The sequence below is a fragment of the Pseudomonas sp. 2 genome (assembly GCF_056627435.1).
This window is the reverse complement of the sequence record NZ_JBWXNG010000006.1, coordinates 346,259-358,280: the sequence shown is the minus strand read 5'-3', so window position 1 is coordinate 358,280 and position 12,022 is coordinate 346,259. Positions and strand designations below refer to the sequence as shown.

Genomic DNA, 12,022 nt, shown 5'->3' with positions numbered 1-12,022 from the left:
ATCGACGGTACGAAGTGCAAGGTGCTGATCTGGTGCTGTTCGATCAGGGCCGAGAGCAAGGCAGGATCGCGATGATCCCCCGGCTGAGCGACCACCAAGCGTGCACCGACCATCAATGGCCAGAAGAACTCCCAGACCGAAACGTCGAAGCTGAATGGCGTCTTTTGCAGCACGGAATCAGAGGCGTCGAGTTGATACGCTTCCTGCATCCAGGCCAGACGGTTGAACAGCGCGGAGTGGGTATTGCCCGCGCCTTTCGGCTTACCGGTCGAACCCGAGGTGTAGATCATGTAGGCCAGTTGCTCGGGGTGAATCTCCACCACTGGCGCCGTGACCGGCTGACCGGTCAGATCGAGGCGATCCAGATTCAGCACCTGCAAGCCTTCAACAATCGGCAGATCATCGATCACCGCATCGTGGCTCAGCAGCAGACCAATGCCAGCGTCTTCCAGCATGTAGCGCAGGCGATCGACCGGGTATTCCGGATCCAGCGGCACATAGGCTGCGCCCGCCTTCACCACCGCATACAGCGCCACAACCATTTCAACCGAACGCAGCGCCGCCACACCGACCAGCGACTCACGACCCACGCCTTGCGAGCGCAGGTAATGCGCGAGCTGGTTGGCCCGCTGATCCAGCTCGCGATACGTCAGCGCCTTGTCGCCAAAACGCAAGGCCTCGCGATCAGGATGCTGCGCCGCCAGACGCTCGAAATGCCGATGCACCACGACTTCATCCGCCGCCCAGTCCCGCGCCGTGTCATTGACCAACGCCAACTGCGCGCGGTCCTGAAGGTCGAGCAGTTCGAAATCACCAATCGCCACATCCGGCTGCTCCAGCAACTGCGCGAACAGTTGCACGAAGCGCTGGTGCAGGCGCTGGATGCTGCCGTGGTCGAACAAATCCGTGGCGTAGTTCCAGTTACCCGCCAGCTCGCTGGCCGCGTTTTCCCAGGTGTGCAGCGCTAGGTCGAACTGCGAGCTGCCGCTGTCCAGCGGCATCAGGGTGGCATCGAGGCCCGGCATCAGTTGCAGCGCTTCATCCTGGCGCTGCTGATGGTTGTACAGCACCTGGAACAACGGGTTGTGGCTCAGGCTGCGCTCTGGTGCGAGTGCGTCGACCAGTTGCTCGAACGGCAGATCCTGATGGGCCTGGGCGCCTTGGGAGGCGAGGCGTACGTTGTCGATGATGCGGTTGAAACTGGCCTCGGAGGTGACTTCACCACGCAAGATCTGGGTGTTGACGAAGAAGCCGATCAGCCCTTCGGTTTCAGCGCGCTGACGCCCGGCAATCGGCACGCCGATGCGCAGATCGTTCTGCCCGCTCAGGCGTTGCAGCAGCACTTGATAGGCGGCCAGCATCACGGTGAACAGGGTCACCCCGCGCTGCTTCGCCAGCTCGCGCATGCGTGCAGACAGCGCTGCATCGAAGGCGAACGGCAGGCGCGCGCCACGGAAACTCTGCCGGGCCGGGCGCGGGCGGTCGGCAGGCAATTCCAGCACCGGCGGCTCGTCGCCCAGTTGGTGCTTCCAGTATTCGAGCTGGCGATCGCCCTCCCCGGCTTCCAGGCAGGCGCGCTGCCACAGGGCAACGTCGGCGTAGCTCAGGGGCAGCTCAGGCAAGGCTTGATCGTCGCCCTCAAGGGCGGCGTGGTAGGCCTGGACGAAATCCAGCAACAGCACCTGGATCGACCATCCGTCGGCGATGATGTGGTGCAGGCAGACCAGCAATACGTGTTCGTCTTGCGCAACCTTGACCAGCGCCACCCGCCACAGCGGGCCTTGCACCAGATCGAACGGACGGCGGGCAAACTCGGCGGACAGCACATTGAGCTCGCCTTCGTCGGCGGCGTTCAGGCGTTCGAATGGCAACGCCTGCTGCGCCAGCACCACCTGCTCCGGTGTGCCGTCTTCGGCGGTGTCGAACACCGTGCGCAAGCTGGCGTGGCGCTGGGCAACGCGCTCGAAAGCCGACTGCACGGCAGCGACATCCAGCGTGCCTTTCAGGCGCAGGGCACCCGGCAGGTAGTAGGTGCTGTTGCCCGGTTCCAGTTGTTCGAGAAACCACAAGCGCTGCTGGGAAAAGGACGTCGCGCTGCGCTCGCCGGCCACGCCTGCGGGAATCGGCAACGCCGACGCATCCAGCCCCTGCTCGCGCAGCTTGCCCAGAAACACCCGGCGCTGCGCCGCGCCAAGGCTGAGAAAGCGCGTAGCCAGGGCCTGCAGCTTGCTTTGCGAAGTCATGCTCGGTTGCGACATCAGTTGCTTTCCTCTAACTCATTCATGAACGCGTCCAGGGCATCGAGCCCCTCCAGCGTCAGGGTCTGCCCCTGCAAGGTGTCGATCAGGGCCGCCTGTGCGGCGACGGTGGTGGCTTCGAAGGCCTGCGCCAGCGGAATGCTCACTCCCAGGCGCTCGCGAATGCGCGACAACAGCCGTGTCGCCAGCAGCGAGTGCCCACCCAGTTCAAAGAAGTTGTCGTGGCGCCCGACCCGCTCGACTTTCAGCAGGTCTTGCCACAGCTCGGCCAGCAGCGCTTCGCGCTCGCCCTCGGGCGCCTCGAAACTGCGTTCGTGGCTATTGAGGAGCGCCGCCGGGGCTGGCAGTGCCTTGCGGTCAAGCTTGCCGTTGGCGTTGCGCGGCATGCGCTCGAGCAGCACCACGTGGGCAGGCACCATGAACGCCGGCAGCTCCTGGGCCAGCGCGCGCTTGAGCCCGTCGGCCGACAGCGTCTGGCCGCTTTCCGCGACCACATAGCCCACCAGTTGCGGACCATGGGGCGTGGGCTGCGCGCTGACCACGGCGTCGTGCACCGCAGGCTGGGCCAGCAGCAGGTTTTCGATTTCGCCCAGCTCGATGCGCTGGCCACGGATCTTCACCTGGAAGTCCGCACGGCCCACGTATTCCAGCGCGCCCTCGGCGTTCCAGCGCGCCAGGTCGCCGCTGCGGTACAGCCGCGCGCCGGGTTCGCCGAACGGGTCGGGCAGGAAGCGCTCGGCGGTCAGGCCCGGACGCGCCGCGTAGCCACGGCCAACGCCAACGCCGCCGATGTACAGCTCGCCCACCACGCCCGGCGCGGCCAGTTGCAGGCTGGAATCGAGCACGTACAGGCGGTTGTTGTCGGTGGCGCGGCCGATCGGCATGTTCGATTTGGCCGCCGGAGCGCCGGTCAGGGTGTGCAGCGCCACGTCATCGGCGCACTCGGCAGGGCCGTAGGCGTTGACCAGCGGCACGTTCGGATAGCGGACGAACCAGCGAGTGGCCAGGTCAACGGTCAGCGCCTCGCCGGTCGGCAACAGCCAGCGCAGGGCGTCGAGCTTGTGCGGCGCCACGGCGAGCATGCCGTCGATCACCGCCGGCACGCACTCCAGCACGCTGACCTGATTGGCCACCACCTCTTCGAGCAGGCGTTGCGGATCGTGCACCACTGCGTCCGGCAGAATCTCCACGCGACCACCAAACAGCGGCGCGGTGAGGAACTGCCACACGGAAATGTCGAAGCCGGTGGCGGCGGTCTGGGCAATCACGTCGCCTTCGGCCAGGCGCAGGTACGGCAGCTTGGACATCTGGTTGTTGAGCATGCCGCGCTGGTTGACCATCACCCCTTTCGGCTCGCCGGTGGAGCCGGAGGTGAAGATGACGTAGGCCAGTTGCTCGGCGCTGGCGTAGCGGCCTGGATTGCTGTCGGACCCCGCTGCCAGCAAATCTTCCAGAATCAACACCCGCGGCTTGATCTCTGCCAGCGCGACGATCGCGTCGACCTGAGCCAGGCACTCGCGCGGCGTGACCAAAACCTGCGCAGCGCTGCTGACCAGCATGCGCGCACTGCGCCCGGCCGGATGGCGATCGTCCAGCGCCAGATAGGCGCCACCGGCCTTGAACGCGCCGATGATCATGCTCAGTAATGCCAGGCCACGCGGCGCATACAGCGCCACCACGTCATCGCCCTGCACGCCGGCGCCGATCAGGCCGTGGCCGATGCGGTTGGCGTCGCGGTTGAGCTCGCTGTAAGTCAGGTTCTGGCCCTGGCAGCGCGCCACTTCCAGCGATGGATGGGCCTGCACGCGGGACTCGAAGCGCTCCAGATAGCTGATGGTGTACCAGTGTTTTTCCACCAGACCCTGGCCCTGTTGCAGCAACTGCTCGCGCTCGCTCTGCTCCAGCAGTTGCAGCTGGCCGAGGGTCTGCTGCGGGTTGTCGATCAGTTGGTTGAGCAGACGACGGAAATGCCCCACCAGGGTGGTCATGTCGCTGTCGTTGAAGTGACGGGTGTCGTAGGTCAGTTGGAGTTGCAGCGATTCGCCCGGCAGCAGCACCACGGTCAACGGGTAGTTGGTGTGGGTGCGGTTGGCCAGCGGGTTGATCCGGTATTCGTTCACGGCCTGCTGAACCTCGGCGCCCAACGGAACGTTTTCAAAGACGAACAGGCTGTCGAACAGCGGCTGGCCGCGCGGGGTGTCGGCGAGCAGCTGGATGTCAGCCAGCGACATGTGCTCGTGCTGACGCATGTCGGCGTTCTGCGCCTGCAACGCGCTCAGCAGTTCAAGGGCCGGCGCACCTGGCTGCGGACGAGCGATGCGCAGCGGCAAGGTGTTGATGAACAGCCCCAGCGCGCCTTCGATGCCTTCCAGCTCGGTCGGGCGACCGGCAACGGTGACGCCGAACAGCACGTCATCGCGGTCGGCGTGCTGCATCAGTAGCAATGCCCAGGCGGCCTGCACAAAGGTGTTGGCGGTCAGGCGATGCTGACGCGCCTGATCGGCCAGTTTCGCGGTCTGCGCATTGCCCAGCGCCAGGGTCACGTCGCGCATTTGCGGCTCGCGCTGCATGGAATGCTGGGGGCTGTGGCGATAGGGCAACGGCGTGACGTCGGTGAACCCGGCCAGCGCCTTGCGCCAGTAGTCGCGGCTGACCGCTTCGTCCTGCTCGGCCAGCCAGGCGAGGAAGTCGCGGTACGGCCGTGCGGCAGGCAGGCTGACGTGGCGGCCGTCCAGGTGCGCGCGGTAATGGGCGAAGAACTCGGTCAGCATCAGGCCCCGGCACCAGGCGTCGATCAGGGCGTGGTGGTGGCTCTGCACGATGCGGAAATCCGCCGCGCCGAACTTGACCAGACGCAGGCGCAACAGCGGTGCGCGGGCGAAATCGAAGCCCTGTTCACGCTCGGCGGCGAGCACCTCGGCCAGCTCCTCCTCGGCGGCTTCGCGGGACAAATGGCTCAGGTCGATCAACTGCGCTGGCGACGGCACACGACGCATCACCACCTGACGCTGCACGCCGCTTTCCAGGCCATGGAACGCCGTGCGCAAGGCTGGATGACGCTGCACCACTTGCTGCCAGGCGAACTTGAACGCGTCGAAATTGACCTCGCTGCCGACTTCGTACTGGTCCTGCATCAGGTAGATGCCGTTGCCCTGCTCCAGCAGGCTGTGCAGCAGGATCCCCTGTTGCATCGGCGCCAGCGGCAGGATGTCTTCGATCTCCCGCGCCGGAATCGCCAGGGCATCGAGTTGCGCCTGATTCAGCCCGGCCAGCGGGAAGTCCGACGGGGTCAGGCCGGCGTTGGCTTCGTCGCTGCAATGGGCGATCAGTTGCAGCAGGTGCTCGCGATACAGCGCCACCAATTGCTCGATGGTCTGACGGCTGAAACGCTCGCGGCTGAAAGTGAAGTCCAGGTGCAACTGACCGTCGCGCACCTGACCGTCCACTGCCAGGGCGTTGGCCAGCGGACCTTTCGGGTCGCGCAGGTTGGCGGGCGACTGGGTCGACAGCGAGAACAACACACCTTCGCTGTCGTCGAAACGACCCAGATAGTTGAAAGTCACGCCCTGGCCGATCAACTCCGGCAGCCCGGCTTTGGCCAGATACTTGAGCACGCCATAACCCAGGCCTTTTTCCGGCACTGCGCGCACGGCTTCCTTGACCGACTTGAGGGTGGTCACCGCATCGTCGCTCGCCTCCAGTGCCAGCGGATACAGGCTGGTGAACCAGCCGACGCTGCGGCTCAGGTCCAGCGCGCCATTGCCGTCAGCAGAAACGTCCTCACGGCCGTGGCCTTCCAGGGCGATGACATGCCGACGGCGCCCGCTCCACTGCCACAAGGCTTGGGACAACGCGGCCAGCAGCAGGTCGTCGATGCGCGTGCGGTAGGCCGCCGGGGCTTCGCTGAGCAGTCGGCGGGTGTCCTGTGCGTCGAGGGTCAGGCCGACGACTTCGCCGTCGCCCACCCGGCTTTGCACCGAGGTATCCCCCGGCAGGCAGGCGTCTTCGGTTGTGAGCGCCTGCCAGTACGGCAGTTGCGCATTGAGTTCCGGGCTCTGCGCCAGCGTCTGCAAGGCTTGCGACCAGGCCTGGAAACTGGCGGTCTTGTCCGCCAGCGTCACACTCTGCCCCGAAGCCAGGCGGCTGTAGGCCTGTTGCAGGTCTTCGAGCAACACGCGCCACGACACGCCGTCCACCGCCAGGTGATGGATCGCCAGCAACAGGCGGCCCTCGCCCGACGGCAGGCGCGCATGCACCACCCGCAGCAATGGGCCGGTCTCGATGTTCAGGCTACGTTGGGCTTCATCACTCAGCGAGGCCAGATCTTCCTCGCGGCTCAGCTCGCAGGTCCACAGCACGCGGGCAGCGTCTTCGCTGTCGCGGTAGCGCTGCAGCCACTGGCCGTCGCTACCCTGATGGAAACTCAGGCGCAGGCTGTCGTGCTGGGCCAACAGCGCAGCGAGGGCTTGCTGCAACAGGCTGTTGTCCAGCGCCAAGGGCAGGTTCAGCAACAGCGACTGGTTCCAGTGCGCCCGCTCAGCCACCGGCAAAGAGAAGAAGCGCGCCTGAATCGGCGTCAGGGCGAAGTCCCGTGGCAAGGCCGGCGCGGCAACAGGGGCGGTAGCGGGCTTGGCTTCGGAAACCACGGCGACCTGCGCCAGTTCGGCGATGGTCTGTTTTTCGAACAGTTGCTTGGGCGTCAGGCGAATGCCCTGACGGCGCGCCCGGGCAATGATCTGCAGGCTCAGGATCGAGTCGCCGCCCAGGGTGAAGAAGTTGTCGTGACGGCCCACGGCCTCGACGTTCAGGGCCTTTTCCCAGAGCGCGGCCAGCGTCGCCTCGACGCCCTCGTGAGGCGCCTCGAAGCTTTGCGACAGCACTTGCGGCTCAGGTAAGGCCTTGTGATCGAGCTTGCCGTTGGCGGTCAGCGGGAAGGCGTCCAGCGTCACGACGTGGCTGGGGACCATGTAGTCCGGCAGGCTCTCGGCCAACTGCGAACGCAGCGTTTCGCCATCGACCTGTGCGCCTTTGTCAGTCAACGCCCAGGCGATCAACTGGCCGCGATCATCGACCCGCACATGGGCATCGCGCAGGCCGTCGAGCTGACGCAGACGCTGGGCGATTTCACCCAGCGCCACACGATAGCCACGGACCTTGACCTGATCGTCGGCACGGCCGAGGAACTGGATCTGCCCGTTGGCCAGCAAGCGCGCGCGGTCGCCACTGCGATACAGGCGCGCACCTGAGCCGTTCGGATGTGGAATGAACACTGCAGCGGTCAGCGCCGGACGGTCGTGATAACCCCGGGCCAGGCCCGGCCCGCCGATGTACAGCTCGCCGACATCGCCCTGCACCACCGGCTCCAGTTGATCGTTGAGGATCAGCGCCACGGCGTTGGGCAGCGGACGGCCGATGGGCGCGGTTTGCGCAGTGGGCGTGGCGTCGAACAGCTCGTTGCTGAGCACGCCCACGGTGGTTTCAGTCGGGCCGTAATGGTTGATGACGCGGCAATCTGGCTTGAGGCGTTTGACTTGGGCGACCAGCTCCCAGGGCAGTGCATCGCCGCCGAGAATCAGCGCCTGTTCCGGCAGCACGTCAGCGGCGTTGGCCGCTTGCAGCAAGCCGCTCAGGTGAGTCGGCACGATCTTCAGCACGCCAACCTGGTGCTCGGCCATGTAGGCGGCAAAGCGGTCAGCGTCGTTGGTACGCTCCGGGGCGATCAGATGTAGCGTCTGCGCCGAGCAAAGCGCGCCGAACAGCACGGTGTGGCCCAGGTCGGCACCGACGGTGGAGACCATCGCCATGCTCCCGTCAGCCTTCCCCTCACCCTCGAAGCCGACGCGCTTGAGCAGACCTTGCACGTAATCGGCCAGGGCGCCGTGGCTGACCACCACGCCCTTCGGCGTGCCGCTGGTGCCGGAGGTGTAGATCAGGTACGCCGCCTGCTGCGGGTGAATGTGCAGGTCCGGTGCCACGGCGGGCTGGCCGCGCCACGCCGCATTGGCGTCCATGGCGATCACTTCACCGGAGTAGTCACCTGGCGCCGGCGCATCGCTGATCAGCCAGCGCGCGCCGCTGTCGGCCAGCACGAAGGCATGGCGCTCGGCGGGCCATTTCGGGTCCAGCGGCACATAGGCCGCGCCGGTCTTGAGCACCGCCAGCAGGCCGACGACGAACTCAACCGAACGCTCCAGCAGCACACCGACGCGGCTTTCGGCGCCGACACCGGCATCGCGCAAATGCTGCGCCAGGCGGTTGGCCTGGGCGTCGGTTTCAGCGAAATCGAGCTGCTGCGCTTCATGCTGCAAGGCGATTCTGCTCGGCTGCGCCTTGACGCTGGCGTTCCACAGTTTCAGCACGTCGCTGGCGGCGAAGGCTACGGCTTCGGCCTCCAGCTGCGACGGCACCGCCGACACCTGCAGCTCGCTCAAACGCCCTTGCGGTTGCGCCACTACTTGCGCGCAGATACGCAGCAGGTCGGCGGCGAAACCGGCGATGCGTGGCTCGTCGAACAGGTCGCAAGCGTAGGTGAACACCGCCTGAATGCCTTCGGCGGTGTCGGTGATGTCCAGGCCCAGATCGAAGTGCGCCGAGAAGTCGTCCAGCTGGTTGACGTCCATGCGCAGGCCGCCCATTTCGACGTTCTGCGGCAGCGGGAACTGCTGGGTGAATTTCACCTGGCACAGCGGGTTGTGGCTGAGGTTGCGGGTGACGCCCAGCGCCTCGACCAGTTGCTCGAACGGCAAGTCCTGATGGTTCTGCGCGCCGAGGGCGGTGTGCTTGACCGCCTCGATCAACGCGCTGAACGACTGCTGCGGCGACACCTCGGTACGCAGCACCAGGGTGTTGACGAACAACCCGACCAGCCCTTCGGCCTCGGTGCAGGTACGCCCCGCCACCGGCACGCCGACCCGCAGGTCGCTCTGGCTGCTGTAGCGTTGCAACAGGGTCTTGTAGGCCGCGAGCATGACCATGAACAGCGTGGCGCCGTGACCGGCGGCCAGATCGCGCAGGCCCTGGCTGAGGGTGCGATCAAAGGCGATGGCGTAGCGCGCGCCGCGATGGCTTTGCTGAACCGGACGCACACGATCCGCTGGCAGATCGAGCACTGGCTGCGTATCGCCCAAGCGTTCGCGCCAGTAGCTCAGTTGCCGCTCGCGCTCGCCAGCGGCCAGGCGCTCACGCTGCCAGGCGGCGAAGTCGGCGTACTGGATCGGCAGTTCCGCCAGCGCTGGCGTGCGGTTTTGCGCATGGGCGCCGTACAGCGCGGCCAGTTCCATGAGGATGACCTGCACCGACCAGCCGTCGGAGATAATGTGGTGCAGCACCAGCACGATCTGTTGCTGGTCGATGCCCAGGCGCACGTTGAGCACGCGCCACAGCGGGCCAGTCTGCAGGTCCATCGGCTGCTCGACCGCAGCCTTGGCCAGCTCGCCCAAGGCTTCCACCGGCTGGGCGTGCAGGCTCAGGTCGTGACGCTCGATGAGCACTGGTTGCGGCGCGTGAATGCGCTGCACCAGCACTTCATTGGCGTCGATGGCGAAGGTGGTGCGCAGGCTTTCGTGACGTGCAGCCAGATCATCGAAGCTGCGTTGCAGGGCGAGGTCATCGACGGCGCCCTTCAGGCTCAACTGCCCGCACAGGTGATAGGCGCTGCTGTCCGGCTCCAGTTGTGCGAGGAACCACAGGCGTTGCTGGGCGAAGGACTGCTCCGGTGCGGTGTCGCGGGAGATGCGTGCAACGGCTTGCGGGCGCTCGCCGCTGCGGTTCTGGCTGGCGATGTAGGCGTTGAAGGCACCCAGCGTCGGATGCTCGAACAGGTGCGCGGGCTCGAGTTTGAGACCCAGCTCATTGTTGAGCCGCGACAGCACCTGGACCACGCCCACCGAGTCGCCGCCACGGGCGAAGAAGTGATCGTGGGCGGCCAGATCGTCCTTGCCCAGCACTTCGCGCCAGGCGGCGAGGACTTCGGGCAGCAGCGCCGCACTGTTGTCGGCGCCTGCTTCACTTTCGGCGTCCAGCAGACGACCGTCCTGCCAGATCGCGAAGCTGTCCAGGCTGCCGTTCTGCCAACCGGCACGGCAGGCCGAACGTTGCAGCTTGCCGCTGGTGGTGCGTGGCAAGGCGCCCGGCTCCAGCAGCACGATGACTTTCGGCGCCACCAGAAACAGCTCGGACACGGCATCGCGCACCGCTTCGCAAATCATCGCGGGCTTCATCAGGCGGCGTACGTTGCGGCTGATTTCCAACGCCAGGCCGACGCCTTCGGCGCCCTGCTCGTCGGTCACCGGGAAGGCGGCGATGCGCCCGCGACGCAGCAGCTCGACGCTCTTTTCCAGGGATTGTTCGATGTCCTGCGGATAGAGGTTCTGGCCGTTGAGGATGATCAGGTCTTTCAGGCGGCCGCAAATAAACAGTTCACGATCATGGGCGATGCCCAGGTCGCCGCTGCGCAGCCAGCGCTGGCCGTCCTGCTCGACGAAGGTCCGCGCGGTGGCTTCGGCGTTCTGCCAATAACCTTCGGCGACACTGGGCCCCGCGATCCAGATCTCACCCACCTGCCCTTCCGGCAGCACGCTTTCGCTGGCCGGGTCGACAATGCGCAAAGCGTGATCGTCACGGCACCAGCCACAGCCCGGCAGGCGGCTGGTCTCTTTCTGGTTGGCGAACAGCGCGCCATCGGCCTCACCCATCGACAACTGGTTGCCGTCGAAGCGCTTGATGCCGAACGGCTTCTCGCGGATGGCGGCGCTGACGAACAGCGTCGCCTCGGCCAGGCCGTAGCTCGGGGTCAGGGCGCGACGGTCGAAACCGGCAGGCGCGAAGTGCTCACTGAAGGCGTCCAGCGTGGCGATGCGGATCGGCTCTGAGCCGGAAAATGCCAGGCTCCATTTCTCAAGATTGAGCTGCTTCACGGCGCTGGGCTTGATCCGCTCCACGCACAGGCGATAGGCGAAATCCGGGCCGCCGGAGAAGGTGCCGCCGTACTGGCTCATCACTTCCAGCCAACGCGCCGGGCGACCGAGGAAATAATTGGGCGACATCAGGTTCAGCGTGCCGCCGTAGTACAGCGGCAGCAGCAGGCCGCACATCAGGCCCATGTCGTGGTACAGCGGCAGCCAGCTGACCCAGCTTTCGCTGGCGGCATCGGTGACGAAGTGCCGGGCCATGGCCACTTCGTTGGCCATCAGGTTGTCATGGGAAACCATCACGCCCTTGGGCGCGCTGGTGGAGCCGGAGGTGTATTGCAGGAAGGCCAGCGACGAGGTGTCGATCAGCGACGGCTGGAAACTCACCTCCCAGCCGTGGACCTCTTCGATGGCGCAGAAGAGCCCGCCGGCCGGCATGAACGGCTGCAGCAGGTGCTGGAATTTGTCGAGGTCTTCGCGGCGACCCAGCACCATGCCGGGCGCGGCGTCCTGGAGAATGCCGGTCAGGCGGTCCAGGTGGGTCTGGCGGTTGTACTCGGGCGCGAACGCCGGCACCGCGATGACATTGGCGTGCAGGCAGCCCAGGAATGCGGCGGCGTAATCGGCGCCAGTGGGCAGGATCAGCACACAGCGCTCGCCGCCTTGGGTGCCCAGGTGATGCTGCAACAGGCCGGCGATGGAACGCGCCTGCCGATCCAGCTGTGCGTAGCTGGTCAGCAGCGGTTCGTGGTCTTCGGAAACGATGTGTCGAAGGGCAATCCGGTCCGGCTGGCTCTGCGCATACAAGCCCACCAGTTCGGGAAAATGCGCGGCCTGATCTCGTATGGATTTCAT

The 12,022-nt window shown here is 65.9% G+C and carries 2 protein-coding genes (1 of these 2 only partly in view); both read right to left on the bottom strand.

The genetic code is table 11. The features are described from left to right. Window positions 1–2,258, bottom strand: partial view of a non-ribosomal peptide synthase/polyketide synthase gene (locus AC1MEK_RS13100; protein WP_480396705.1) — the start only. Its footprint begins 13,909 nt before the window's first position; the window shows 2,258 of its 16,167 coding nt (coding positions 1–2,258); its start codon is at window positions 2,256–2,258; its stop codon lies beyond the left edge, outside the window. Continuing rightward, on the bottom strand, window positions 2,258–12,022 hold the full coding sequence (locus AC1MEK_RS13095) for an amino acid adenylation domain-containing protein (RefSeq protein WP_480396704.1): 9,765 nt from the start codon (window positions 12,020–12,022) through the stop codon (window positions 2,258–2,260). The genes AC1MEK_RS13100 and AC1MEK_RS13095 overlap by 1 nt, the downstream gene beginning before the upstream one ends.

Bases quoted from the DNA above. Each gene is read 5' to 3' on its own strand.
- AC1MEK_RS13095 (WP_480396704.1), bottom strand. From the start codon at position 12,022: ATGAAATCCATACGAGATCAGGCCGCGCATTTTCCCGAACTGGTGGGC.